At 59.1% G+C, this 24,338-nt stretch carries 23 protein-coding genes and 1 pseudogene; 9 read left to right on the forward strand and 15 right to left on the reverse strand.

The genetic code is table 11. The features are described 5' to 3' along the window. Nucleotides 1-301 precede the first annotated feature (301 nt). The 3 genes from fhuF to HQN82_RS17910 are packed head-to-tail and all read right to left on the reverse strand — an operon-like array spanning nt 302 to nt 4,121. Nucleotides 302-1,042 carry a siderophore-iron reductase FhuF gene (fhuF, locus tag HQN82_RS17900; protein ID WP_173615437.1) on the reverse strand — a complete coding sequence of 247 codons (741 nt, stop codon included), beginning with the start codon at nt 1,040-1,042 and terminating at the stop codon, nt 302-304. A gap of 14 nt (nt 1,043-1,056) precedes the next feature. Then, nucleotides 1,057-1,890 carry an ABC transporter substrate-binding protein gene (locus tag HQN82_RS17905; protein ID WP_234904911.1) on the reverse strand — a complete coding sequence of 278 codons (834 nt, stop codon included), beginning with the start codon at nt 1,888-1,890 and terminating at the stop codon, nt 1,057-1,059. 35 nt (nt 1,891-1,925) lie between these two features. Then, nucleotides 1,926-4,121, reverse strand: a complete 2,196-nt coding sequence (locus tag HQN82_RS17910) for a TonB-dependent siderophore receptor (RefSeq protein WP_173615439.1) — start codon at nt 4,119-4,121, stop codon at nt 1,926-1,928. A gap of 285 nt (nt 4,122-4,406) precedes the next feature. Here HQN82_RS17910 and HQN82_RS17915 point away from each other — a divergent pair, with 285 nt between their 5' ends. From HQN82_RS17915 to HQN82_RS17925, 3 genes are read left to right on the forward strand one after another with little or no spacing between them, the layout of a single operon-like run. After that, a complete protein-coding gene (locus HQN82_RS17915) occupies nt 4,407-5,153 on the forward strand; it encodes an AraC family transcriptional regulator (RefSeq protein ID WP_006697854.1) in 747 nt (248 codons plus the stop codon). After that, a complete protein-coding gene (locus HQN82_RS17920; protein ID WP_173615440.1) occupies nt 5,150-6,007 on the forward strand; it encodes an ABC transporter ATP-binding protein in 858 nt (285 codons plus the stop codon). The genes HQN82_RS17915 and HQN82_RS17920 overlap by 4 nt, the downstream gene beginning before the upstream one ends. Further along, entirely contained in the window at nt 6,004-7,980 is a 1,977-nt protein-coding gene (locus HQN82_RS17925; RefSeq protein WP_173615441.1) for an iron ABC transporter permease, read from the forward strand. Before HQN82_RS17920 ends, HQN82_RS17925 begins: the two co-directional genes overlap by 4 nt. Nucleotides 7,981-8,091: 111 nt before the next feature. Here HQN82_RS17925 and HQN82_RS17930 read toward each other — a convergent pair. The 5 genes and pseudogenes from HQN82_RS17930 to HQN82_RS17950 all read right to left on the reverse strand — a co-directional run bounded on the left by HQN82_RS17930 (nt 8,092) and on the right by HQN82_RS17950 (nt 12,577). Further along, nucleotides 8,092-8,953, reverse strand: a pseudogene (locus tag HQN82_RS17930) (alpha/beta fold hydrolase). Nucleotides 8,954-9,061: 108 nt separating this feature from the next. After that, the gene (locus tag HQN82_RS17935) at nt 9,062-9,982 is read right to left on the reverse strand and encodes an efflux RND transporter periplasmic adaptor subunit (RefSeq protein WP_173615442.1); all 921 of its coding nucleotides are present in this window, start codon (nt 9,980-9,982) and stop codon (nt 9,062-9,064) included. Between the two features lie 2 nt (nt 9,983-9,984). Next, entirely contained in the window at nt 9,985-10,191 is a 207-nt protein-coding gene (locus HQN82_RS17940; RefSeq protein WP_004446037.1) for a DUF1656 domain-containing protein, read from the reverse strand. Further along, a complete protein-coding gene (locus HQN82_RS17945) occupies nt 10,188-12,191 on the reverse strand; it encodes an FUSC family protein (protein ID WP_173615443.1) in 2,004 nt (667 codons plus the stop codon). The genes HQN82_RS17940 and HQN82_RS17945 overlap by 4 nt, the downstream gene beginning before the upstream one ends. Further along, the gene (locus tag HQN82_RS17950) at nt 12,188-12,577 is read right to left on the reverse strand and encodes a hypothetical protein (protein ID WP_223215997.1); all 390 of its coding nucleotides are present in this window, start codon (nt 12,575-12,577) and stop codon (nt 12,188-12,190) included. Before HQN82_RS17950 ends, HQN82_RS17945 begins: the two co-directional genes overlap by 4 nt. Before the next feature lie 55 nt (nt 12,578-12,632). Here HQN82_RS17950 and HQN82_RS17955 point away from each other — a divergent pair, with 55 nt between their 5' ends. Together HQN82_RS17955 and HQN82_RS17960 are read left to right on the forward strand one after the other, a co-directional pair. Then, nucleotides 12,633-13,439 (forward strand): AraC family transcriptional regulator, encoded by an 807-nt coding sequence (locus tag HQN82_RS17955; RefSeq protein WP_173615444.1) that lies wholly within the window; start codon nt 12,633-12,635, stop codon nt 13,437-13,439. Between the two features lie 39 nt (nt 13,440-13,478). Further along, the gene (locus HQN82_RS17960) at nt 13,479-13,853 is read left to right on the forward strand and encodes a VOC family protein (protein ID WP_173615445.1); all 375 of its coding nucleotides are present in this window, start codon (nt 13,479-13,481) and stop codon (nt 13,851-13,853) included. 67 nt (nt 13,854-13,920) lie between these two features. Here HQN82_RS17960 and HQN82_RS17965 read toward each other — a convergent pair whose 3' ends face one another. After that, entirely contained in the window at nt 13,921-14,817 is an 897-nt protein-coding gene (locus HQN82_RS17965) for a LysR family transcriptional regulator (RefSeq protein WP_173615446.1), read from the reverse strand. Between the two features lie 123 nt (nt 14,818-14,940). Here HQN82_RS17965 and HQN82_RS17970 point away from each other — a divergent pair, with 123 nt between their 5' ends. Both HQN82_RS17970 and HQN82_RS17975 read left to right on the forward strand, forming a co-directional pair. Further along, nucleotides 14,941-15,912, forward strand: coding sequence for an MBL fold metallo-hydrolase (locus HQN82_RS17970; protein ID WP_173615447.1), 972 nt, complete (start codon nt 14,941-14,943; stop codon nt 15,910-15,912). 34 nt (nt 15,913-15,946) lie between these two features. Further along, complete coding sequence (locus HQN82_RS17975; RefSeq protein WP_022563190.1) at nt 15,947-16,531, forward strand: pyridoxamine 5'-phosphate oxidase family protein; 585 nt, start codon at nt 15,947-15,949, stop codon at nt 16,529-16,531. 77 nt (nt 16,532-16,608) lie between these two features. Here HQN82_RS17975 and HQN82_RS17980 read toward each other — a convergent pair whose 3' ends face one another. Together HQN82_RS17980 and HQN82_RS17985 are read right to left on the reverse strand one after the other, a co-directional pair. Continuing rightward, nucleotides 16,609-17,754 carry an MFS transporter gene (locus tag HQN82_RS17980; RefSeq protein ID WP_234904913.1) on the reverse strand — a complete coding sequence of 382 codons (1,146 nt, stop codon included), beginning with the start codon at nt 17,752-17,754 and terminating at the stop codon, nt 16,609-16,611. A gap of 67 nt (nt 17,755-17,821) precedes the next feature. Then, nucleotides 17,822-18,178 (reverse strand): antibiotic biosynthesis monooxygenase, encoded by a 357-nt coding sequence (locus tag HQN82_RS17985; protein WP_173615449.1) that lies wholly within the window; start codon nt 18,176-18,178, stop codon nt 17,822-17,824. A gap of 123 nt (nt 18,179-18,301) precedes the next feature. Between HQN82_RS17985 and HQN82_RS17990 the strand changes: the two genes are divergently transcribed. After that, nucleotides 18,302-19,228: a LysR family transcriptional regulator gene (locus HQN82_RS17990; RefSeq protein WP_173615450.1), complete on the forward strand. Its 927-nt coding sequence runs from the start codon at nt 18,302-18,304 to the stop codon at nt 19,226-19,228. A gap of 161 nt (nt 19,229-19,389) precedes the next feature. Beyond that, nucleotides 19,390-20,340, forward strand: coding sequence for a LysR family transcriptional regulator (locus HQN82_RS17995; RefSeq protein ID WP_034497496.1), 951 nt, complete (start codon nt 19,390-19,392; stop codon nt 20,338-20,340). A 21-nt stretch (nt 20,341-20,361) separates the two neighbouring features. Here the strand turns inward: HQN82_RS17995 and HQN82_RS18000 are convergent, their stop codons facing one another. The 4 genes from HQN82_RS18000 to HQN82_RS18015 are packed head-to-tail and all read right to left on the reverse strand — an operon-like array spanning nt 20,362 to nt 24,338. Continuing rightward, complete coding sequence (locus tag HQN82_RS18000; protein WP_173615451.1) at nt 20,362-21,441, reverse strand: serine hydrolase domain-containing protein; 1,080 nt, start codon at nt 21,439-21,441, stop codon at nt 20,362-20,364. A 40-nt stretch (nt 21,442-21,481) separates the two neighbouring features. Continuing rightward, entirely contained in the window at nt 21,482-22,471 is a 990-nt protein-coding gene (locus HQN82_RS18005) for an ABC transporter ATP-binding protein (protein ID WP_173615452.1), read from the reverse strand. Further along, on the reverse strand, nt 22,468-23,442 hold the full coding sequence (locus HQN82_RS18010; RefSeq protein ID WP_173615453.1) for an ABC transporter ATP-binding protein: 975 nt from the start codon (nt 23,440-23,442) through the stop codon (nt 22,468-22,470). Before HQN82_RS18010 ends, HQN82_RS18005 begins: the two co-directional genes overlap by 4 nt. Continuing rightward, on the reverse strand, nt 23,439-24,338 hold the full coding sequence (locus tag HQN82_RS18015; protein WP_420913925.1) for an ABC transporter permease: 900 nt from the start codon (nt 24,336-24,338) through the stop codon (nt 23,439-23,441). The genes HQN82_RS18010 and HQN82_RS18015 overlap by 4 nt, the downstream gene beginning before the upstream one ends.

Consider the following 24,338-nt stretch of genomic DNA (forward strand, 5'->3'; position numbering starts at 1 on the left):
CCCCTAAGCTAAATCGGCATGCCGCGGCGCCCGGCTGATGCCCAGTTGACAGTTCCCTTGCCCGTCCGGGCCATCTTCGGTCGATACGTCCGAAGGAAGGCCGGAAGATCGGCCGCGACGGCGTCCCGGATTGATCCTCAACTTGCCGTTACCTACCCGACAGATCGCAACCGTACCATGGCGCGCCAGTTTGGTCGACAGGGGCGCTGCGTGGTGCCGTGAGCCAGCGCCCCGTCGTTTCGGTTGTTTGAGATCCTGCAAATTTGCTGAAAGGGGGCTCGCTATGTGCTTTCGGCAGGCCTTAATTTTTTCCCGAAGAACAGTGCCGCCCCGGGCACGGGCACGTCTTGCAGTAATCCAGTCCGTCGATAAGATATCGGATACAACAGACGCGGCGGAGCCGCTCCGGCTGGCCATCGCTTCCAGGGTAAAGGATAGGTCTGAAAAGCGGGTTACGTGAGCCATCTGCCATCTGAGGCAGTTCAAGCAGTGCCAATGCATCCGCGACGCCTGCACCAGGGCAATCATTATCCACGGCGTAACCGCGGGCGATACCTTCGAACAGGTTGCCGGCATTTGACCAAAGGACGTTGCGAGACAGCCCGCTCACCTCGGACACAGCTCGGATAACTGCTTCGATATTGCCCCTGATCAGAAAATCGAAACGGTCCTCTGCGGACCTCGCTCGGACCGGGTGGCCAAAATCAGTCAGGCCGAGCGAAACCACCTCCCCTTCACCGCTTATTTCGATGCTCAAGTCTGCCGGTGTCAGCGGTACCCGCCAATCCAGTAACATGGCTGCGGTGGCAATCGGTCTCATCACCCTTGCGAAGTACCGCTTTGACCACTCACCGGCAACGGCGGCAATGGGCGCGTTCGACCCGTGGCGGCGACCGTAACTCTTAAGGACCGCCAAAAGACAATCGGGCTCCAGCAATTCAGTGAAAGCCAGATCGGCGGGCCGCCTGCGCCGGAAGCAATACCGCCACTGCGAATGTGCCGACTGCCGCAGTAATTCGCCAAGAACCTCCGACCGTCGCATACGCTCCCGCCAGCCTAAACGAACCGGGTGACAATCTGGCGAGCCAGATGCTGCAGTGAGGCCGTGGAGCCGAATGGCCAGGATGGCATGCCGGTCAAACGGACATTTCCTTGCGCTACGACCGGCAACATAGGCCAGAGCGAAGCATTGAGAAGATCAGCCGGAACGGTCTCGCCAAGGATGAACAAGGTGCTGTCGCTCCCAAGGGAGGCAATTCCTTCAAGATCGATTGTCGTAAAACCGAAAGGTTGCGGTGACATTTCAATGCCATCGGCAAAACCGATCTTCCTGAGAAGGCCGGAAATTGCGGCGTTGGGCGCAAAGACGCGCAACCGAGGAACGCCCGGCAACGGTTGCGCCACGACCAGCTTGCGGCCTGCCACCTGCCCGGCATGGCGCGATTTCAGGTTTTCGATCTCATCATCGAAACGTCCGAGGAGCCTTGCGACGTCATCCGATCGCGAAAGCGCTGCGCCCGCCTGACGGGCGCTCTGATAGACGCTCGCCAGCATGTCACCGCCATTTTCCTGATCATCGATCAGATGAACCGGAGCGATCTCACTGAGCGCATGAGCGATGGACGCGTGCCGATACCGCGACGTCAAGATAAGGTCAGGCTGCAGCTTGCGGACCGCCTCGAGGCTGGGCTGCTGTCGCCGTCCCACGTCGATGGCATCGGCAAGGCCTTCATTTGCGACATCGACCCATGTTCTGTACCCGGAGATTTCCGCGCATCCAGCCGGCGATATTCCAAGGGAAAGCGCAATCTCGGTAGCAGTCCAATCGAGCGTGACCAGGCGTGAGGGTCCTGAGGCGGCAAGCGACCCTGGCGCCGCAATCAAAGCCACCGCGCCACTCAAGAACGATCGTCTGCCTATACCCGCTACCACTTCACGCTCACTGTTCCGACAACAGTCAAACCCTGCCCGTAATAGCACTGCGTGGTGGTGTTGCAACCGGCGACGTAGGTCTTGTCTCCAAGATTGTAGCCGTTGAGCTGGAACGAATAGCGATCATGTTCGTAACGGGCAAAGGCATCGACCAGCGTATAACCGGGAACGAAGAATGAGTTCGCCGTATCCCCGGCAGTCTTGCCGATGCGACGGACACCACCACCGACTGTCAGCTTGCCGTTCCAGCTGTCCGGCATCGGCAGATCATAACTCACGAACAGCGACTGCTGCTGCTTTGGAACGGTATACGGCATTTTCCCGATCTGGGTGGGCGTCTGGCTCTCGGTTACCACAGGATCCTGCCAGCTCGCCGCCGCAGTAACATTGAGACTGTCCCAGAGGGTGGCGTTGGCCTCCAGTTCGATCCCACGGACGCGCACCTCGTCAGTCTGGTAATAAACGCCTGCAACACGGTTGACGACATTCTGCTGCGTCGCCTCGAAGCCGGAAAGAGTAAGGCTGAAGTCCTCGCCCTGTGGCGCAAATTTCACGCCCATTTCCTTCAGCTCGCCTTTGGTTGGCTTCAGCGGCGTTGGCGCCAATGTCAGCACCGGGGAGAAGGACGTGGAGTAAAGCGCGTAGGGCACAAGACCGCTATCAAGGACATAAGCGGCACCGACCCTACCGGTGAAGGCACTATCGTCCTGCCGGTATCGGGTGGTAAGACCGCTGGCAAGCGTGGTGCTGTCGGAATCGTTGCTGACATGGTCCTGGCGGCCGCCAACCGTCAGTCGAAGCCCGCCGAGTTCCATTTGATCCTGGAGATAAAAACCGACCTGACGCTGCGTCTGATCAAGACGTGTCGTCAGTGCTGCCGGCTGTACGCCAATGCCGTAGACCGGATTGAACAGGTCGAGTGTGGGGCCACTGCGTGATCCTGTCCTGTTCACAAGGTTTTGCCACTGCACGTCGATACCGCCGAGAAGCGTATGGCTGATTGGCCCACTGTCGAACTTGTACTCAAGATTGGTATCCAGCGCCACGGCGTTGAGCGTTGGCTGCGCATTGTAAACGAGGCGTGAAAGCGTGCGCTGGTTGGCGGAAAGGCCGTTGCCGAAAAGGTTTTGATAATTGACGTCCAGATATGAGTACCGGAAATTCTGGCGTAGAACGAGATCGTCGCTAATTGCGTGTTCGAGCCGATATCCAATGTAGGCCGTTTCCTTGTCGTAAATCGCCAACGAGGGATCGCCGTCCGAAAAGCTGCGCGGTATCGTCAAACCGAGACGATTGGGATAGATGCTCCCGAGTGCTGGAATAAGCGAGGGCACCTGGCCGGCGTCATCCTTCATATAGGCGCCATAAACCGTGAGACTGGTATCTTCATCCGGCGACCACCTGACCGTCGGGCTGATGGCGAAACGGTCGTTCTTGCCGAAATCATTCATTGTTTCGCTGTCGCGGATAATGCCTTCCAGGCGATAGGTAAGATTTGAATCCGCACCGACAGGGCCCGTGACGTCAAACCCTGCTTCCTTCAGATTATAACTTCCGAAGCGCGCGTAGACTTCTCCGCCAGCCGTCTCTGACGGATCCTTGCTGATCATGTTGACGACGCCGCCGACATTCGTTTGTCCAAAAAGCGCCGAACTTGGTCCGCGCAGCACTTCCACGCGATTAAGGAAGTAGGGTTCCACTCGAAAGCCGGCATAGCCACCGGTCTGGTTCGCAATCTGCGGCACGCGCAAGCCGTCGAGATAGAGATCGGCGCTAAAGCCGCGAATGCTGAAGTAATCCGAACGGGGGTCGTTACCGTAGCGTTGGCCGTTGACGTTCGCGCTATAGAGCAGGCTGTCCGCCACCGTCTGCACGGCTCGATCCGTCATCGCGCCCCGGGTGATCACGGAGACGGATTGCGGCGTCTCGGCAATCGCCGTCGTAGTCTTGGTGGCCGAAGCCGATTGCGTCGCAACGTAGCCACGCTGTTCGACACGCGCCCCTTTGACGCCCGTCTTTCCCTGTACGACGATTGGCTCAAGCACGGTGGACCCATTTGCCTCTTGCGCCTCAACCCTTCCCGGCTGGAGGACAAGCGCTCCCAACGCAACGCCTGACACCAGAAACAGGAGCTGCTGTCTGGTGACGTGGCAGGTTGATGTGCGAAGGCGAAGGTGGGTGTTCTGCATTCGAGGACCTGTGATAGGAATACTGCGTAAGGGCTACTCCGGACTGTCCGCAGTGATTTTCCTTTCCCGCACGCTTGGCCGCTTAACTAGACTTTTTTTATCAGCATTGTCAGGTCAAAATCGAGCTCTTGCGGGCCATTTTGTGGCCTGATCCTGCTAAATGATATTATTCTGCTCCATCGGGCCAATTTTTCCTTTTGAAATACAGACGCGACGCGACTATGGCTCTTCCCGTTGGATGCGGCCGCAAGGCCCCCGTTGGGAATCCCATTGCCTGGAAACACGATGAAACAGCCGCAAAGGGCAGCCGATCTTCAAAATGTGCCGCGGCCTGTCGCTGCCATGGCGCGGACCTACGAGCAAAGCGTCGATTTTGGCTGGCACAGCCATCGCCGAGGGCAATTGCTCCAGATCATCGACGGCTTCATGACCGCCCGCACCCCCGACACCTCATTCATCATCCCCTGTGGTTACGGTTTGCTGATAACGCCCGAGATACCACATGCCGTCCATTCGCACGGGCGGGTTTCCATGCAGTCGGTCTATATCGAGCCGGAACCGGGGATCGCCATGCCGTGGGAGCCGCCACGTGTTATCTCGACCTCGACGCTCCTTTCGGCCACGGTTGGAGCGTTCCTGAAGGAACCAACTCTTTATGACGAAAATGGCCGCGGCGGACATCTGGCAGCTCTGATACTCGAAGAAATTGCCAATGCGGAGGAAGGCCCGTTTGCGCTTCCAATGCCAAGTGACAAGCGATTGCAGCGGCTGTGTCGGGATCTTTCCGAAACCCCATCGCTCGATCTTGATATTGACCGCTGGGCAGACAATCTCGGCATGAGCCGGCGCACCATGACCCGGAAATTCCGAATTCAGACGGGCATGAGTTTCGCCGAATGGCGGCGTCGCTTGCGCATGGCGCATGTCATGCGCCGGCAGGCGGAGGGAGCGCGTCTGGAAGAGGCAGCCGCAGACGTCGGTTATCGCAGCCTGTCCTCTCTGCGCAAAGCCATGCGCGAGGCTGCCGGATGACGGGGCTCGCAAGCAAACAGAAGACGCAGACAATCGCCGCTCAGGCGATTGGTCTCAGCGTCGTCTATGATCAGGCTCAAGCGCTTCGGCAGGTCGATTCAATCGCATTCGAAGGCCGTATTACCGTCATATGCGGCGCGAACGGTTCCGGGAAAAGCACGCTGCTCAAATGCCTCGCCGGGCTCGAACAACCGACAGAGGGCGAGGTCCACCTGGCCGGGCAGCAACTCAACGCTTTGTCACGGCGCGCCGTCGCCCGTCAGGTTGCCGTCATGAGCCAGACGCCGGAGGTTCCGATCGGTCTGAGCGTCGAGGAACTCGTTGAACAAGGCCGTTATCCTCATCGCCCCTGGCTGGGACGCCTGTCGACACGGGACCGCGGAATTATCGAAAGCGCCATCTTTCGCGTCGGCCTCCAGGACTTACGTGCGCGTCAACTCACGACCCTCTCCGGCGGTGAAAGGCAGCGCGCCTGGCTGGCCATGGCTCTGGCGCAGGAACCGCGTGTCCTCTTTCTTGATGAACCCACGAGCTTTCTCGACATCAGACATCAGGCCGAGCTGCTGACACTCCTGCGCAAACTCAACTCGGAGGAAGGGCTCACGATCATCGCGGTACTTCACGATCTCAATCAGGTTATGGATGTCGCCGATGACGTCGTCCTGATGCAGAAGGGTCAGGTTCTCGCGGCTGGGCCGACACACAAGGTGCTTCGGGCTGACCTGCTGCGGCAGGCCTTTGAGTGCCACGTCGATCTCGTTCCACATCCCGACGGAAGCGGGCGAACCTATTGCATGGTTGACTGGGTCGGCACCGGCAATCGGCAAAACCGCCCGGCTTCGGCTCAACCATGACTTTGTCTCGCCTCGCCCTTCATCGATTGGCTCCATCCCTTGTCTGGCCCGTTGGCGTGATCCTTTTGCTGCTCCTGGCGGCGCTGGAACTCAGAGTGGGGAGCAGTCTGGTGGGCTGGAGGGACGTGTTTCTTTTTCCGACAGCCCCGGAAACACTCGCGCAGGCAATTCTGGAAACGACCCGGGCGCCGCGTATGGTCGCAGCAATATCAACTGGCGCCGCCCTAGCGCTGGCAGGTTCGGTTCTCCAGACCGTCTTGCGAAACCCTTTGGCGGCTCCGGATATACTGTCCGTTACCAGCGGCGCGCAGCTTTTCCTCGTCGTATCGACCTTGTTGCTGCCCTTGGCTCTGCCACCCATCATTGCGACAAGCGCAGGCGGCCTCGCCGGCGCAGCTGCATGTCTAGCGCTGGCAGGCGGCTTTCAAGCCGCGCCCGGCCGGCTGGCTCTTTCGGGTGTCGCCGTATCACTTTGTTTTTCCGCCATATCATCGGTCATCGTGCTTCTCGCTGACGAACGGGCGTCCGGTCTGTTGCTCTGGTCCTCCGGTATCCTGGACCAGACCGGATGGGCCAGGATCACCACGGCGATCCCCTTGGTGCTCCTGTCTTTCCTGATGCTCATGGTGATGGCGCGCGCCCTGGACTTGCTGGGACTGGGAAGTCAGGCCTCGGCCAGTCTCGGGGTGACACGGGCCGTCACACTTTTCGGTCTGCTCGTCGGCGTTCTTCTCTGCGGCGCCGCCGTTACCCTCGCAGGGCCGATTGGCTTCATCGGCCTTGCAGTTCCGAATGTTTTGCGCGCATTGGGTATAATTCGGCATCATCGCCATTTGCCGCTTTCGATGGTTTGGGGAGCAAACACCCTGCTCCTCGCAGATGTCGTCACGCAGTGCCTCGCGCGCAATGGCACGAGCATACCCACAGGCGTTACGGTTGCTTGCCTTGGTGCACCGGCCATGCTGCTCCTGCTCCGGAAGGCAAAGATCGGGGGGGAGCGCCGAATCGGCTTGCCCATAGGGATAGCGCCCCCGCCCCTGCCCCTTGCCGCGGTAGCGCTTGCCGCCTTGGGCCTGATAGCCATCGCGGCAAGTCTCGCGACAGGCGACGGGCTGTCACTGACGATTGCCGAGGTGACGGGAAACCTCGACCTGCGCGCGCCTCGCCTTCTTGTGGCACTTGGCTGTGGTGCATTGCTGGCTGCTGCCGGCACCGTCCTTCAGGCGGTGACGCGCAATCCGCTGTGTGGGCCGGAGACGCTGGGCCTTACACAGGGAGCAGCGCTGTTTAGCCTCGTCGCGCTCCTGTTGGGATTTGCACCCGCAACGCCAACTTTTCAGGCGGTCGCTCTGGCCGGGGCCATCACCGTGCTCTTGCTGCTCCGGTTGCTGGCGCCGAAATATTCTCCTGAGAAATTCGTTCTGGCCGGTGTCGCAATCGCAGCAAGCCTGGGCGCGGCCGCAACAATCATCGTCGTGGAGGCTCGCCTGCAAACGGCTCAGGCACTTTCATGGCTCATCGGCTCGACGCACGCCCGTGGCTACGCCGACGCGGTCGTACTGATGCCATGGGTCTTCGCCCTGTCGGCCATCGGCCTGTTGTTCAGCCGTCATCTTGATGCGTTTTTACTTGGGGACGAAAAAGCTCGCTCACTGGGCCTCGCGACCGCAGATGCGAGCAAATACGCGATGCTCTATGCCGCCGTCGCGGTGGCAATCGCCGTTTCCTCCATCGGAGCCGTCAGTTTCGTTGGCTTGCTCGCGCCCCACGCGGCTCGGCTCCTTACCGGGGCGCGCCATGCCAAAAGCCTTCCTGTCGCGATGGCGCTCGGCGCTGTGATGCTCGCTTTCGCCGACACGATCGGTCGCAGCATTATCGCGCCACTCGAACTTCCGGCGGGCATCATCACCGCAATTATAGGTGCGCCCGCCTTTATGTTGCTGCTCCGTTCCGGATTGAGGTCGCGGTCCTGATCGAATGGAAGAGGTGCAACTCTATGGTCTCGGGTGTTCGACTGCGGGGCGGTAAAATCCGGCGACGATGCCCATCGCTTACACAGCAAGGGGCGGACGAAATCGACAGCCTCATTCGGTGAAAAACGAGATGAGCTCACGCGCCAGTTCCGCTGGAGCCTCTTCTGCCATGTGATGTCCGCTGTCTATTCCCCCGACCCGAAACGGGAAGGGTTGACCAGGGCTGCCATACCGACAGGACATCTCCGTACAACATTTCCAGATCGTCCTGCAGCGACCAAAGGACATGAAGTGGGCATGTCAGCTTTCTTCCGCAATTTCGATCATCAAGATCGTGGAGATGGTCTATGTGGATACCCGCGCGATAATCACCCAGCATGCCCTGAACAGTCCTGGGGTCTTCGACGGACGAGCGGAAGTCCGCGAAGTTTTCTTTTCCCATCGAAGCCTCGCTCCCGCCATACCATGCCAAGGGATCGGCAAGGATGGCCCGCTCGGGTTTGTCGTGTTGAGCAAAGAAGAACCAGTGCCACCATCGCTGTGCAAAGCGAAGATTGCACCGCTCCAGCGCTTCGAGGATCGGAACACCGTCGAGGATCGCGAGCTTCTCGACTCTTGCCGGGTGGTCCATCGCGGTGCGAAATGCCGTGTAACTTCCACGGTCGTGGCCGGCCAGAAAGAACCGGTCGAAACCGAGATGTTCCATGAGCGCAACACAGTCACGAGCCTTGGCCCGCTTTGACGACGCTTCATGATCATAGGGGTCAGACGGCTTGCCAGACTTGCCAAAACCTCGCAGATCGGGGCAAACAACCGTGAACTTGTCGGCCAGAATGGGAGCCACCTTGTACCAGGTTGTGTGTGTTCTCGGATGTCCGTGAAGCAGAAGAAGCGGCGGGCCCTTGCCGCCATGGCGAACCCGGAGCGTCGTTTCCGGGACATTGATCATTTCCAGCCTGAAATTTTCAAACATCGCGCTCCCCCTGGATCATGGAACGAACGGTCTCTGCCACCAGTGGTTCCATCTCGGCCTGCCGTGGCTTGGAACCGCGGGCCCCTCAAAACCCGGCTTCGGTAGCGATCAGGGTGCGATTGCGGAGGGTGATGGATGACGAAGTGCCGCCTGGTTACTCCTCTGCTCGATCGAAACGGTTGCGGTCCTTCCCGCAACGAGCCGAACCGTCTTTGGGGCGTCATCGATCTCGATCCGCACGGGGATTCTCTGGGCAAGTCGGACCCATGAGAATGTCGGGGCGACGCTTGCCAGAGAACCCGCATTATCGCTTCGCTCCCGATCTTCAATGCCCGCGGCAATGCCTGCAACACGTCCGGTGACCGACTGGGCTTCGCCCATGATACTGATCGTTACCGGATCACCAATGTGGATCCGGGGGAGCTTCGTTTCTTCAAAATATCCTGCGACATAGACGGATTCTTCTTCCACCAGGGCTCCCACGGCGTTGCCGGAAACGACATAGTTACCCCTGCGCAGGGAAAAGTTGGTGATTGCACCGGATGCCGGTGCCCTGACCGTTGTGCGCTCAAGGTTGAGCCTTGCCAGATCCCGGGCAACCAGCGCAGATTGATAGGCGGCCTCTGCCTGATACATCCGGCTTTCGGCGTATTGACGCTCCTTGAGGCTTGCCGCCTCCTTTGACGCAAGCAGTTGATACCGTTCGAAATCGGTTTTCGCCAACTCCGCCGCCGCCCTCGTCGCTGTTACCTGCGCTTCTGCCTCGCGCAGCGCGAGCTCGAAGCGATCTGTTTCGATGCGAAACAGCGGCGTTCCTTTCTCCACCTGTGCATTGTCCGACACCAGAACCTTGGCGACAGGCCCGGAAACATCTGGTGCCAATCGAATGATATCCGCCCGGACATGGGCATCACGCGTCCATGGTGCCTCCATGTAGAAAGACCATAGGTGCCAGCCCAGCACCGCAGCGCATCCCGTCATGGAGAAGGTGAGAAGCACTCGACCCGCAGTAAACGTCAGATTTTTCATGATCATGGAAACCAGTCGATAGCGGCAGAAAATCCGCCGACAAGGGTAATGTAAAGCGCAAGGTTGAACAGGGAGCGGTGCCAGACCATCCGGTAAAACCCCATCTTTTCGAGAAGTGATGTGAGAAGACGAAATCCTGCATACGCAAACAGTGCGAGCGCTGCGAACGAGGGCAGAAAAATGCCATAGAGATCGACCTGTTCCTTCAAGCGGCTTTCCTCCACCGCCCGGGTATATGGGGAACTGGCGCGTCAGCGTCCGGAGCAATGCACAGGCGAAGAGCAGCGGCGCGCAGCAGAAGTTCGTCATCCATCACGGTGATGGCCGCAGGAGAGAGAATCAGATCATCCAGCGCCCGGACGGCGCTTTCCAGGATTTCTCCACCTTTAACGGCACGGCCGCGGTATAGAATTGTGACCGCCTGAAAGACCGGTTGTGCAGCAAGGTGAATACCGTTCGAAACCTTGGGTAAAAGCTCCTGCATTGCAATCAGATGCAGCCCTGCCCGGATATCCCTTAACGGATCATAGCCGCCGACCTCCGACACCGGAGGCAGTTTCGCCAGTCTTGAGGCGAACAGGCCGGATACGTCAATCATGCGATAATGGGCGGCGAGAACGTCGGTCTGTTTACCAACGGCGACGTTCGCGACATGTTTCCGGACAACAGAAAGAAGCCTTCTCGCATTTGTCTCAACTCGCACGGATCGAAAGAGACCGCAAACCGTGATCGTCCAGACCATTGCGAGTATGGTCGCCCCCGCGGCATTCACGAATGTGCCGAAATCTGTCGCGGGATATGCCTGAAGGGTGAGAAAAAGGGGAAAGTTTATGCAAAGCCCCATGCCGACAATGGCGAGTGAAGGCACTGCAAGACATATGCCCGCCGGTATCAGAAACAACCCCAAAGCAGCAGAGAGCGATGCAAACCCGTCGATTACCGGAAGAACTGCAAAGCCGTAGACGAATGCCGCAATGGCTGCACCGATCGTCACATTAACAAACTTGCGCATGGCAGGAACCGGGTCGTCCATGGTGGCAAGGAGGCAGCAAAGGACACCGGATATCTGGGCGAAGGTAACTCCGTCGGACCAGCCGGTGGCAATCCAGAAGAAGAGCGATGTTACGAGGCATACTGCAACCGCCACCGACGACAGCCACGCCATTCCGATGTCGCGATGCGGTGCGGGCGCTCTGTCGGGCGCGCGGGCGCCTCTTGCTCCGTTTTCATCTTCAATGGATTTTCGAAGAGTAAGGCACTCGTCAGAGAGCCGAGAAACAGTCCGCAAGTCTCGGGCGAAATTGACAAGGAGGAGTTTTTCCCATGTCGGCAGCGAGGCGGGGAAGGCCAGCGCATCGATCGTGGAGAAGGAGCCTCCCGGACGCGAATCCGCTTCCGCGACTATCGCTAATGCCTTTTCCCGGCCGGCAGGGTCCAACCTCCCCAGCGATCGTCGCAAATCCTCCAGTTCGCTCAGTAGGGGCAGGAAGGAAACCATTCGGTGCTGCAGCGACTTCACCAGCGCCACTCTGCTTCGGTATCTGGATCCGTCATACTGAAGATGCACCGCGAACGACCGCAGATCGGCCGCCTCCCCCGCCAGGGCGTGGCGTTCCATCCGATTTTGGGTTTCGTCCATTTTGCCGGTTGCTGTGGCTTCGAAAAGCTTCTGCGCCCTGGCCATCCATCCATCGATCCGGTTGAGAAGCGCTGTCCCCACGTGAACCGGAAAAACGACGTGGCTGACAATCGATGCGCATATGACCGCGAGCCCGATCTCTTCGGTGCGGGAAACGACAATGTTGAAGGTGTTTGCCGGGGCGTTGACGAGCGGCAGTCCTGCGAGAAGAACGGTATAGCCGGCTAACAGGAAAACATAACTGCGTGGTGTGCGATCAAGAAGACTGACAAAGGTACACCCGGAGACCCACACGATGATCGCGCCGGAAAGCAATATCGGTTCGTTCACCAGGTTCGGGACCATGAGGATCGTCGCACCGCCGCCGATGACCGTGCCCAGAAGCCGATATACCGATTTCGACGATATCGCACCGGAGAGGGGATGAGCGACAATATAGACGGTTGCAACTGCCCAGGACGGTCGGTTCAAATCGAAGCTAATGGCAACAAGATATGCCAGCAAGGCCGCAAGGAATGATTTCAGCGAAAAGATGACGTTCCCGGTGGTGACAACTGGCCGGCTGCTCACACCGCATCCTCCGGCCCGGGGGCGCTGCGCTCGATGCCTTGTTTATTACTGGTGATCTCTTCTGCGAGGCCATAAGTCGCTGGCGACACATAACAAAAGAAGGGTACGGCGAGGCAGGCGTGCAGATAGGCTTCGGCCGGGTCGGCGGACACACCGGTCGACATGGCCGGTGGATGGCGGGCAACGAGCGCTCGGGCCTTCGAAACGAGCCCGTCTGTCATCCTTTTCAGCACCGTAGCGCGGGCCAACCTTGCTCCCGGTCGTAACGGGAGAAGGACGCAGAACCTGCGAGGTCCTTTCAGGGGAAGACGAATTTCAGTCCGGATAATATCCGACCACCACCGGTCGTCGTATTTTTGAAGTGCCATAATCTTCTTCTCCAGCATCTTTCCGGATGACCCTATCGACAAAACCGAAAGAAGAATTTAGATATTCTCTCTAATGATCACTAAATACCACCAGACGCCTATATCCCTGTCCGGTGCCCTCGCCGACCATGATCTCGAAAGCTCCTCGTCGCGCGTTCGCGCTGTGAGGATCGACGTGTCGCAGAACGAACGCGAGGCTCCGGAACACCAGCACCGCAAGGGCCAGCTTGTTATGCCCCTGCGGGGAGGCGTGACATGTCGCGTCCCAAGCGGCATGTGGATGGTTCCGCCTCATTGTGGCGTCTGGGTTCCAGGAGGCATGCGTCACAGCAATGTGGCGACCGCCAACGCGCGTTTGTTCTTCCTGTTCATCGAGCCGGGGGCCGCCGATCTGCCGAACCGGTGCTGCACGCTTTCCCTGTCCCCGCTCGTCAAAGAGTTGATCATCGAGATGGCCGACCAGTCCGCTGTGGCGACTGCTGACTCGGAAGTCATGGCAACGCTGCTTCTGTCGGCCTTGTCGCGGATGCCGGTTGAGCATCTTCATCTGCCGCTGACGGATGAGCCCCGGCTTGCACGCATTGCATCGGAACTGGCGGAAGATCCATCCGACCGTAGTACGATGGCACAATGGGCAAAACGAATGGCGATGAGCGAGAATTCGCTTGCCCGCCTCGTCCAAAACGAGACGGGTCTGACCTTCGGCCGCTGGCGACAACAATTGCAGGTGATTGTCGCTATCCGAAGCCTTGCCGCGGGGGCAACGGTGCAGCAGGTTTCGGGCGATCTTGGATATCAATCCGTGTCTGCGTTCATAACCATGTTCAAGAAGGCGCTTGGTACATCACCTGCCCGATATCTGGGAAATTTCGACCGCTAAACGTCAGAAAGCACCGCCACACCTGAGAGGAGATAAAACATGTTCACCCACGTCATGATCGGCAGCAACGACCTGGAGCGGGCCAGGAAATTCTACGATGCCGTCTTTGTCGCACTGGGCGGCAAGCCCGGCGAAATGGATGCAAGAGGCCGGCTGATTTACGCCCATGAGGGTGGGCGGCTCATGATCACGAAACCGATCGATGGCAAGCCGGCGACTGCTGCCAATGGCGGAACGATCGGTATTGCGGCGGCGACCCCCGAACATGTTTTAGCCTGGCATGCCGCCGGCGTCGCGCATGGCGGCACGGCAATCGAGAGCCCGCCGACGGCGCGGCCGAACGGGGCTTTCGTCGCATATCTTCGCGATCCCGATGGAAATAAACTGACTGCGCGGACGCCTCCGACGACATGAGGCAGGCGACCTTCCGCTCGGTTGGCTGCAGAAATGAAGCAAATCGGCCGTGGGTCCAGAGCGGAACTCATTGAGCCATCCGCTCGCGCAGGCGAGGTGTGAGCCAGTCGAGAAAGCACCGCACTTTCATCGACAAGGGCTCGGCCGGCCCATGAATGACATTAACAGGCAGCGGTTCAGGTGCGAACTCGGTCAAAATTTCCTGTAAGGCGCCGGAACGCAGTCGATCGGCGACCTGGTAGGAGAGCACCCGGATGATACCAATACCGGACATGGCTGCCTGAATTGCGGCCTCTGTCGTGTTGACCGCAAGCCTGGGGCGGGGTTCGACATTGAAGGCCGTCCCGTCGCGGCGGTAACGAACTTCGGGCGCGGTCGCGAAGCCCTGGAAGCTTATACCGTCGTGCCGGGCGAGGTCATCGGGATCAAGCGGAACGCCTCGCCGGGCGATATAGTCAGGACTGGCGCAGACGACTCGACGGACCGAACCGACACGGGTTGCGATCAGCGCGCTGTCGGCCAGGTGGCCGATACGCAGCGCCACGTCAACGGGTTCATCCGCCAGACTTATCTGGCGGTCCGTCAGCGTCAGCCGCATGTCGATTTCGGGTTGCTCCTTCAGGAATTCGAGCACTATGGGCAGAACGTGGCGCTCCCCGAACGCGATCGGAGCGGTCATATGCAGCCCTCCGCGCAGCGCGCCGTAATCGCCGCTCGCCTGCCGCTCAGCCGCGTCCAGTTCCCCCAGAATACGCCGGGAAGCGGCGACGTAATTTCGCCCTTCCTCCGTCAAGGTCAGGCCGCGGCGGGTACGCAGCACCAGACGGGCACCAAGATGCTTTTCGAGGTCGGCGACCTTACGGCTGACCGTGGCGAGCGGCGCCTGCAATCGCCGTGCGCCGGCCGAAAGGCTGCCGGCATCGACCACCGCGAGCAGCACCGACATCGCTTCGAACCGATCCATTCCATCCTTCCATAAATTGAGAGGTAGTCTCCTGAAATCGTAGGATACCCTATCGGTTTTGGATATCCTAGCTTTCATGATGTCGGGGATCTTCCCCATTGCCACAATAAGGAGAAAGACATCATGCCCGATCTTTCGCGTCGTGCCTTTGCAAGCGCCCTTCCTTTTGGCCTCCTCGCGGGAGGACTGGTCCATAGTGCGCAGGCCATCGCCGCAACGCCGGAACCGGTCGCGACGTTGGCCAGCGTAACCCCGCTGGCGCAGATCCGCATCGGCCGCTTTACGGTGACGGCGCTGACGGATGGTTATGCGGATATGCCCTACAACTTTTTCCCGGGGCGGGATCCGGCCGAGGTGGAACAGGCGGCTGCCGCCCAGTTCACCGCCAGGCCAAGCGGAGTGCGATTTCTGTTCAATCAGTATCTCGTCGATGACGGCCAACGCCGCATCCTGATTGATGCCGGCGCAGCGGGCTCTATCGGGCAAACCGGCAACCTGCCGCAGGCGCTTGCCAGGCTCGGTCTGCGGCTTGATCAGATTGACGCGGTGATCGTGACGCACATGCATCAGGACCACATGGGCGGCCTGATCGCAGGCGGCAGGAACAACTATCCGAACGCGGAAGTCTATATCGATCGGCGCGACGTCAAGCATTGGACCGACCCGGCCAAGCGTAGTGGCGCGCCGGATTACCTTCAGACCAGCTTTCAGATGGCGGAAGAGGTCGTGCGTCTCTACCCCAGACTTCAGGCGATCGACGGGGAGCGCGAAATCGTGCGGGGCGTCTCGATTGTCGACCTGAGCGGCCATACCCCCGGCCATATCGGTGTTCGCGTGGAAGATGAGGGAAAGAGCCTTATTATGGTTTCAGACATGATCTTCCCGGTCGTACATCCGGCAGCGACGGACGTGTTCTTTCTGTTCGAACAGGACCGGGCAGCGGCCAAGGCAATGCGCGACCGCTTCTTTCCCCGCGCTGCTTCGGAAGGCACACTCATAGCGGCGACGCACATGCCGTTTCCGGGGCTGGGCCACGTCGTTGCCGATCGGGGACAAATCCGCTGGCAGGTTGCGGACTGGGCTTTGCAAGACTGAGGCCGGTTCAGGCCTCTGGAAAGGCAGATGGAAAATGAGCAGATATCTCGATATTGCCACGACTCCTTCCGTCGCGGCCGCGCAGGATAAGTATGGAAGCGCGGAGCAATGGGCGCGGATTGCCGCGCGCGGTGGCGTGGATGAAACGACCCGGAGCCAGCGCCTTGGCCCCGCAGAGGCAGGCTTCATTGGGGAGCGTGACGGTTTTTATCTCGCCAGCGTCTCGGAAACGGGCTGGCCTTACGTCCAGTACAGGGGCGGACCAGCCGGTTTTCTCACCGTTCTCGAGCCGGCACTCCTGGGCTTTGGAGATTTTCGCGGCAACCGGCAATACATTACGACAGGTAATGTGACGGCAAATGACCGCGTGTCACTGTTCCTGATGGACTACGCGCACCGGCAACGCCTGAAAATCTTTGGCCGAATCCGCATCATCGACGCAGCTGATGATCCGTCGCTGGCGGAGAGGCTGACCATGCCAGACTATTCCGCTCGGGTGGAACGTCTTGTCCTCATCGGCGTGGAAGCTTTCGACTGGAACTGCCCCCAGCACATAACGCCGCGCTTTACACTTGCTGAGCTGCAACGATGGCGACAGGCATCAGGCGAGGCGCCGTGAAATTGGTCCGAGGCGCTCGCGATGACAGACGTGAGCCGTCTGCGGAAATCATGTCCGCATTCGGCTCAAATCTGACATCAAGTAGATTGCTTCGACGGAAATGCCCTCTCCTTTTCCAGGTAAGTAATAACAAAAGCGAGAGACAGTAGCGCCAAAACCGACCAGGCGAGCCAGTTGATGCCGGAGTGTTCGAGCAACAGGCCACCAATGACGCCGCCGCCCGCAATCGCAAGGTTCCAGGCGGTCACGATCATGGCTTGCGCAACCTCCGACGCCTTTCCCGAGGTTTTGGCGGCAGCGGTCTGAAACAGTGTGGCTGCGCCACCGAAGGCCAATCCCCATACACCGGTTGCCAGCCAGAAGAGTTCAGGCACGTTTCCTCCGAGGCCGACGGTCAAGGCGGCGCCAGCGAAGAGCGTGATGCTTGCTAGCACAAGTTCGCGCAGCCAGCGCCCGATCAGATAGCCGACAATACCAATCCCTGCGATGGCCGTTACCCCGAACAACAGCAGAACAACGTCGAGCTTCTGAGTTAATTCCGCAGGAGCCACGAGCGGGGCGATGTAGGTATAGAGGATGTTGTGCGCCAGGACGAACAGCAACGTCACCATCAAGACAGACTTGATCCCACCTGTTGCCAACGCTCCGCTGATCGTGATCCGTTCGTTGATCGTGGTGCCCGGATAATCGGGCACCTTCACCAACACCCAGCCGATCAAAACCACGGTCAACGCGGTCATGGCCGAAAATGTACTTCGCCAACCGATCTCGGACCCTATCAGCGTACCGGCGGGAATACCCAATGAAAGGGCCAGCGGCGTACCGACCATCGCGACAGCAATGGCGCGCCCCTTGAGCTCATCCGGAACCATGCGCGCCGCGTAACCGGCAACCGTCGCCCAAAGCAGTCCTGCGGATACGCCGGCAAAAAATCGCGCCAGCAGCAGGATGCCAAAACTGTCCGTGACGGATGTTATCGTATTGGCAACGGCAAAACCGGCAATGGCGCAGAGGAGAAGTGGTTTGCGGCGAAACCGCTGGGTGGCTGCGGTGAGCGGAATGGCCGCCACCAGAGACCCTATGGCGTAAACCGTGACGAGTTGGCCGATAACGGAGGGGCTGACGCCAAGGTCCACGCTCATTTGTGGAAGAAGCCCTGCTGGCAGGGCCTCCGTCAAAATGGTGATGAAGCCAGCCGTGGCAAGGGCAAGCAGCGCCGCCATCGGCAATCGATTGCCGTCTGATCCTGCGGCCGTTTTGCGGTTGTCCGGGAACGAACGTGACATGGTGTCAGCCCGTCTTGCCCAATTTGGGCAAAACGAGATCGCCGACAGAGTATGTATGGAATTCACTGGTAGAGACGGTGTCGAGCTTACGGAATTTTTCAACGAAAACCGGATCTGAAAAGAATTCGTCTACGTTGCCCGCCCCCTGAATTGCTTCGATATTGACCACGGTCAGCCCGTCAGTGCTCTTGGCAAGATTGCTCCACAGAAATCCGGGCTTTCGTTCTGCCACGTAGTGGACCGCGTCCTGAATGATTTGAAACGCTTCATCCTGCTTGCCCGGATGGGCATGAATGACATTGACGATGAAAGTTGTTGGCTCCGGGGAGATGACAAATCCGGCGGTGAATGTCCTATCCATATGCTTTCCTTTCGTGGAAATCAGTACCCATTGTCGGGTCCCACTGGATACCGGCCGAGCGATAAGCGATAAACAGTCGCGTATTCCAATCAGAGCGGAAGAATATTCCTTAATGGGAGCGATATGGATAAGCTTGGGACGCTGAGTATTTTCGTTCAGGCGGCCGAAGGCGGCAGCTTCGTTGCAGCCTCTCAAAGGCTGGGTCTCTCCGGCTCCGCCGTTGGCAAGGCCATTGCGCGGCTTGAGCAGGAGATGGGGGTACGGCTTTTCCATCGCTCGACTCGCAGCATGACGCTGACGGAGGAAGGGAGCTTTTTTCTCGATACCTGTCGGCGCGTTCTGTCTGAGCTGGACAGGGCGCAGGCGCAGCTTTCAAGGTCCCACAGCGAACCTCATGGCCTGTTGCGCGTGAGTTTTCCGCTGACGGGAATGCTGCTCATGCCGGCAATATCCGCGTTCATGAAAGCATATCCCGACATCACGCTGGATCTCGATTTTACCGACCGACTGGTTGACGTGATAGAAGAAGGTTTCGATGCCGTTGTCCGCACTGGCGAGGTGCGCGACACGCGGCTGATGAGCCGCAAACTTGGTTCTTTCCGACACCGGATAGTCGCCTCGCCTGCCTATCTGGAGAGAGAAGGCATGCCGCTCGTTCCCGAGGACCTGCCAAGTCATCGCTGCATGCATCACCGATTTGCCAACTCGGGCAAACTGGAGCCATGGCCGCTGGCCAGAAGCGGCAAAGATTTGCGCATCACGCTGCCAACGACGACGGTGGCCAGCACACTTGAACCGCTTATCCACCTTGCAGAAAACGGCTTTGGCATAACCTGCCTGCCCCATTTCGCCGTGGCTCAACAGATTGAACAGGGCACGCTGGTCTCAATACTCGAAGACTTCACAGCGGAAGCGGGTGTTTTCCGCGTCCTTTGGCCGACAAGCCGTTATCTATCGCCAAAAATCCGCGTGTTCGTTGATTTCATGGCTGATAATCTTTTCGTGCCGGAAAGGGCCGCAGCTCAGGTCAACGGGCAGAAAGCCGGCTAAAGGTTTCCTCCACCCTGTTGTTTCCGGCCGGTGTCGCGCGAGCCAGACCACCGCAGGCAGCCGACGCCTGAGACCGCAAGCGAAAGGCTGCCGCCTATTTTCGCCAGGCGCGGTCCATGCCATTGTGTTCATGCACGTTTTGAAGGCTAAGGCAGGTTCGCATGCAGCGATTTTCATTGGGATCCATCGATCTCAATCTACTCAAGGTCATCTATGCCCTCGTCGTCAAAGGCAATATGACGGCAGCAGGCGAGTATATCGGTCTGTCCCAACCCGCCATGAGCCATGCGCTAAAGCGCGTTCGTGCCATCACGGGTGACGAATTGTTCCGGAAGACGTCAGGTGGTTTCGTGATGACGCGGTTCTGCGCGGAGATTTTTCCGGCGGTGCGACGTATCATCGAAGACACCGAAACAGTGATGCTGTCACATCTCAAATTCGAACCGGAAACATCGCACCGCGCCTTCAGGATCGGAATGAACGACTATTTCTCCGTCGTCCTGATGCCTCGCCTGATTGAACGTGTACAAGCACGGGCGAAGCATTGCGTGCTGGAAGTCATTCACATGCCGCGCACGGGCGTGGCCAACAATCGAAACTTTCTCCCCGTCGTCCAGGAGCATCTCGATGAAGGCACGATTGATGTCGCCGTCATGACGGCGGACAATTTTCCGGCCCGTTACCGCTGCACCTCACTCTTTACAGAAAGGCGCGTCTGCATCATGTCAGCTACCAATCCGGCCGCGCAGAAGCCGCTGACGCTGGATGCGCTGCTGTCGCTTGGACACGTCAAGGTAACCTCCGCGCCAAGCCGTCGTGGCTGGATCGACGAGCGGCTGGACGCCATGGGGCTTGAGCGAAGAGTCGTTGCCGTCGTGCCGCATTTCTCCGCCGCAGTGGCGATCATAGCCCGCAGCGATCTCGTGGCGATCATGCCGGAAAGCGTTGCAAAACTCTTCGAACGTTCGCACGAACTGCTGCTGCTGGAATCTCCCTTTGCAGAAGAAAAACAGTCGACCAGCATGATCTGGCTTGCCGAAAAGGAACGCGATCCGGCAAGTCAGTGGCTGCGGGAGCAGATTTCCGACTGTTTCATCGGGGACGCGCCCTGATGGATCAGCGGCCTTGCAGCATCATCCGGTCGTCAACTTTGCGCGGATGAAATGATCGGCGACGCCAAGGAAATTTTCCATGGTCACCGCCGGCAATTCTTCCTTGAAGCTGCCGTCATTGCGGGCAATCGCCAGATGATCAGGGATTGCTCTCCTGTTGACGAAAACCATGTCGAGCGCTGGCAGGCACAGGATGAACTGCCCGAAATGGCCAGCGGCAACACAGGCGCCCTGCCATTCCGGCGTCTCATCCGTCACCACGGGAATCCACCAGAGATAGCTGTAACCGGCAATCCGCGACTTTTCGCTCTCGTTCATGCTTTCCGCAGGAACGCGGATCTTTGTGCTTTCTGCAACCCATTCGGTCGGCATCACCTGCCTGTCGCCCCAACGACCCTGTCGGACCATCGCAAGCCCCAGCCGCGCCATGTCGCGCCCGGACAGGAAGAAGTGATAGGCAAGGTACCGCGATGCACCCTCGTACCCCATCATCCGCTGACGGGAAGGGTCGAAATCCTGCATTTGCATCGGCCCTGCGAAATCTTCCTCGAATGCCTTGAAGACACTGCGGCCGGTCAACTGTTCAAAAGCGGCCCCGAGCACGTTGAAATCCCAGTTGTTGTAGTGGAAATACGTGCCGGGTTTTTTGGAGCCGCGCTCTGGAATGTTCTTGGTATTGCTGCCGGGGCTTCCCGGCCGATGGTAAACCCCGGAACTGCTGATCAGAAGGTCCCGCAGCTTCGCCGTCTTTTCGATAGGCAGCAGGCCGTGATCCTCATCGATGCCGAGGTCTGCCATGGTCAGATCGAGATCGATCTTTCCTTCGGCAACGGCTTTGCCCATCAGCATCGATAGGATGCTCTTGCGGGTCGAGGCGAGATAGCTCACCTCGGAAATATCACCGTAGCTATAGAGAATTTTGCCACCCGCGACCGCCACAAACGACGTGGTCGGCAAGGCGTCCAGAGCCGCATCGACTTTCGAGCGAACATCGGCGGAAAGACCGTGGTTGGCAGGATTAGCTACCTGCTTCCATTCCTGTGACGGAAATTCCTGGCCTTGCTCGGCAGACAAATGTTCCAGAGGTGCTGAAACAGACATATTTCTTCCTTTTGCGGTTTTGGTTTTGGATTTGCCGACGTCAGTCGTTCAGATGACAGGCGCTCTTGTGGCGCGAACCGACTGAACGCAGCTCCGGCCGCTCGACACGACAGCGTTCCATCGCCAGCGGACAACGGGGGTGGAAGTGGCATCCTGACGGCGGTGAAAGCGGGCTTGGTATTTCGCCTTCGATGGCGGTAAAGCTGCGCTGCACGGGATCGAGGCTTGGTCGTTCCTGAAGAAGGGCGCGTGTATAGGGGTGATTGGGATGGGCGAACAACTCCTCGACGGTCGCCTCTTCCACGACACGGCCGAGATACATCACCACAACGCGATCGGAGATATGCTCAACAACCGAGAGGTCATGGCTGATGAAGATGTAAGTTAGGTCCAGCTGTTCTCTGAGGTCGAGAAACAGATTGAGTATCTGCGCCTGGATCGACACATCGAGAGCCGCGACCGACTCGTCACAGATCAGCATGTCCGGTTGAACCGCGAGCGCGCGTGCGATGCCGATGCGCTGGCGCTGGCCGCCGCTGAACTGGTGGGGAAAGCGGGATGCCATGGAGGGATCGAGGCCGGCGCGCGCCATCTGCTGGTTGACGTAGTCATCCAGCTCCCGCGCCGTGGTGAGCCCATGATGCAGGGGTGCAGCACCAATGATTTCACGCACCCGCTGCCGAGGATTGAGGGAGGAGGACGGGTCCTGAAAGATCATCTGGACCTTCAGCCGCGCCGTCTCCGCCTCGTCGCCCTGCATATCCTGTAGGCGCTTGTCCCGGAAGAGCACGGTTCCGTCTGACGCCTGCAGCAGACCGGCCACCACGCGTCCGAGCGTCGACTTCCCGCAGCCGGATTCTCCGACGATGCCGACGACTTCGCCTTCTGCGACGGTAAGACTGACATCATCCAGAGCGCGGACGACGGGATTGGGGGATTTCAGGCCGATGAATTCGGCGCCGCGTTCAATCAGGCCGGATTTGCGGCTGAAGCGCTTGCTGATGTTGCGGACCTCCAGTCGATTGCTCATGCTGGCGCTCCTTCCATGACGGGGTGAAAACAGCGAAGAAGTCGGCCTTCGACGGGTTCAAGCTGCGGTGGACTGAGACAGAGCTCGGTCGCTGACGAACAGCGGGGATGAAAGGCGCAACCTTTCGGCATATTGGCGACAGATGGCGTCGTGCCCGATATCTGTTTGAGCCTGAAACCGCGCTTGTTGTGCGCGGGAAGGCTCGCCATCAAGCCGTTTGTATAGGGATGCATGGGGCGGCGAAGCAGATCGGCCGTGTTACCCTGCTCGGCGATACGGCCGGCATACATCACCGAAACGCGATCCGCGAGGCCGGCGACAACTGAGAGGTCATGGGTGACCCATATGAGGGCAGTTCCCTTTTCTCGGGCGAGCTTTTGCACGATCGAGAGGATCTGCGCCTGGATCGTGACATCAAGCGCCGTGGTCGGTTCATCGGCGATGATGAGATCCGGCGACATCAGGAGTGCGATGGCGATGGCCACTCTCTGCCGCATCCCGCCCGAGAATTGATGCGGATAGGCGCTCAGCCTCTCCTCAGGGCTTGGAATGCCGACCATGCCCAAGGCATCACGCGCCCTCTCGCGGGCGGCCTGCTTGCTGATCGTTTCATGGGCACGCACCGCCTCCATCATCTGCGTATCGATACGCAGGACGGGGTTTAGCGTGGACATGGGATCCTGGAAAATCATGGCAATCCGGTTGCCGCGAATGGAGCGGAACTCCCTTTCAGAGAGCGTCCGCAGATCCCTGCCCTTAAAGAGTATCTGGCCACCCGTCACCTGGGCGGGTTTATCGATCAATCCCATGATCGACAGGCCGGTTACCGATTTCCCCGACCCGGATTCGCCGACCAGCCCCATCACTTCACCGGCCGCAAGGTCGAGATTGATGTCGTCGATAAGGGTGACGCGGCCTTCGGCGGTCACGACTTCGGTCTTCAAACCTTTGATTTCGAGCATGGCGGTCATTTCTGTGCAGCCTTCGGATCGAGCATTTGACGCAGGCGGTCGCCGACGAGGTTGATCGAAAAGATGGTCACGAGCAGCGCTATTCCGGGGAAAAGCGCGATCCAGTAGGTGCCCGACAACATGAATTCGTAGCCACTGGAAATGAGGAGCCCGAGCGACGGTTCGGTAACGGGCACGCCAAGGCCAAGAAAGCTGAGCGTCGCCTCAAGAGTAATTGCGCGCGCGACCTGCATGGTCAGGAGGACCACCAGCGGCGACAGACAGTTCGGCAGAAGCTGCCGGAACAGGATATTCCGGTGGGGAAGGCGCAACGACCTTGCCGCTTCAACATATTCGCGGCGCAGTTCGGTCAGTGCAGCCCCGCGGGCGGTGCGGGCATAGGTCGCCCATTCCACCAGCACGATTGCGAAAACGACGTTACCGACGCTTTTCCCGAGCAGCGCGAGGATGAGGAGCGCTGAAAGGATCGTGGGAAAGGAGAGCTGAAGATCGACAATGCGCATCATCGCCGTTTCCACCTTGCCACCGACATAAGCGGCCGTCAGGCCAAAAGCGGTGCCGATGGCAAAGGCGATGGCTGCCGATCCCAGACCGACAATCAGGCTGATCCGCAGACCGTGGAGAATGGCGGAAAGCATGTCGCGCCCCTGATCGTCCGAGCCAAACAGGAACGTAAAGCCGGCGGACGCCTCCGATCCCGGGGCCATGCGGCCATCCATGATGTCCAGTTGCATCAGGTCGTAGGGGTTCTGAGGCGACAATATCGGAGCGAAGATGGCCAGAAGGGCAATAAGTATGATCAGGATGAGGCCGATGAGGGCGAGCGGTGAGCGTGAAAACTGCCGCAGGAATTGCAGCCCGGGTCGGAATTTTGCGGAGACGGGGATAGCTTGCAC

This window comes from Agrobacterium pusense (assembly GCF_013285525.1).
GTDB lineage: Bacteria > Pseudomonadota > Alphaproteobacteria > Rhizobiales > Rhizobiaceae > Agrobacterium > Agrobacterium pusense.

What these genes read in the sequence shown, in the direction of transcription:
- HQN82_RS17990 (WP_173615450.1), top strand. Translation starts at nt 18,302, where the DNA reads ATGGATAAGCTTGGGACGCTGAGTATTTTCGTTCAGGCGGCCGAAGGC.
- HQN82_RS17985 (WP_173615449.1), bottom strand. Translation starts at nt 18,178, where the DNA reads ATGGATAGGACATTCACCGCCGGATTTGTCATCTCCCCGGAGCCAACA.
- HQN82_RS17970 (WP_173615447.1), top strand. Translation starts at nt 14,941, where the DNA reads ATGCCCGATCTTTCGCGTCGTGCCTTTGCAAGCGCCCTTCCTTTTGGC.
- HQN82_RS17925 (WP_173615441.1), top strand. Translation starts at nt 6,004, where the DNA reads ATGACTTTGTCTCGCCTCGCCCTTCATCGATTGGCTCCATCCCTTGTC.
- HQN82_RS17995 (WP_034497496.1), top strand. Translation starts at nt 19,390, where the DNA reads ATGCAGCGATTTTCATTGGGATCCATCGATCTCAATCTACTCAAGGTC.
- HQN82_RS18010 (WP_173615453.1), bottom strand. Translation starts at nt 23,442, where the DNA reads ATGACCGCCATGCTCGAAATCAAAGGTTTGAAGACCGAAGTCGTGACC.
- HQN82_RS17910 (WP_173615439.1), bottom strand. Translation starts at nt 4,121, where the DNA reads ATGCAGAACACCCACCTTCGCCTTCGCACATCAACCTGCCACGTCACC.
- HQN82_RS17935 (WP_173615442.1), bottom strand. Translation starts at nt 9,982, where the DNA reads ATGAAAAATCTGACGTTTACTGCGGGTCGAGTGCTTCTCACCTTCTCC.
- HQN82_RS18000 (WP_173615451.1), bottom strand. Translation starts at nt 21,441, where the DNA reads ATGTCTGTTTCAGCACCTCTGGAACATTTGTCTGCCGAGCAAGGCCAG.
- HQN82_RS17975 (WP_022563190.1), top strand. Translation starts at nt 15,947, where the DNA reads ATGAGCAGATATCTCGATATTGCCACGACTCCTTCCGTCGCGGCCGCG.
- HQN82_RS17955 (WP_173615444.1), top strand. Translation starts at nt 12,633, where the DNA reads ATGATCACTAAATACCACCAGACGCCTATATCCCTGTCCGGTGCCCTC.
- HQN82_RS17960 (WP_173615445.1), top strand. Translation starts at nt 13,479, where the DNA reads ATGTTCACCCACGTCATGATCGGCAGCAACGACCTGGAGCGGGCCAGG.
- HQN82_RS17950 (WP_223215997.1), bottom strand. Translation starts at nt 12,577, where the DNA reads ATGCTGGAGAAGAAGATTATGGCACTTCAAAAATACGACGACCGGTGG.
- HQN82_RS17915 (WP_006697854.1), top strand. Translation starts at nt 4,407, where the DNA reads ATGAAACAGCCGCAAAGGGCAGCCGATCTTCAAAATGTGCCGCGGCCT.
- HQN82_RS17920 (WP_173615440.1), top strand. Translation starts at nt 5,150, where the DNA reads ATGACGGGGCTCGCAAGCAAACAGAAGACGCAGACAATCGCCGCTCAG.
- HQN82_RS18005 (WP_173615452.1), bottom strand. Translation starts at nt 22,471, where the DNA reads ATGAGCAATCGACTGGAGGTCCGCAACATCAGCAAGCGCTTCAGCCGC.
- HQN82_RS17980 (WP_234904913.1), bottom strand. Translation starts at nt 17,754, where the DNA reads ATGGCGGCGCTGCTTGCCCTTGCCACGGCTGGCTTCATCACCATTTTG.
- HQN82_RS17965 (WP_173615446.1), bottom strand. Translation starts at nt 14,817, where the DNA reads ATGGATCGGTTCGAAGCGATGTCGGTGCTGCTCGCGGTGGTCGATGCC.
- fhuF (WP_173615437.1), bottom strand. Translation starts at nt 1,042, where the DNA reads ATGCGACGGTCGGAGGTTCTTGGCGAATTACTGCGGCAGTCGGCACAT.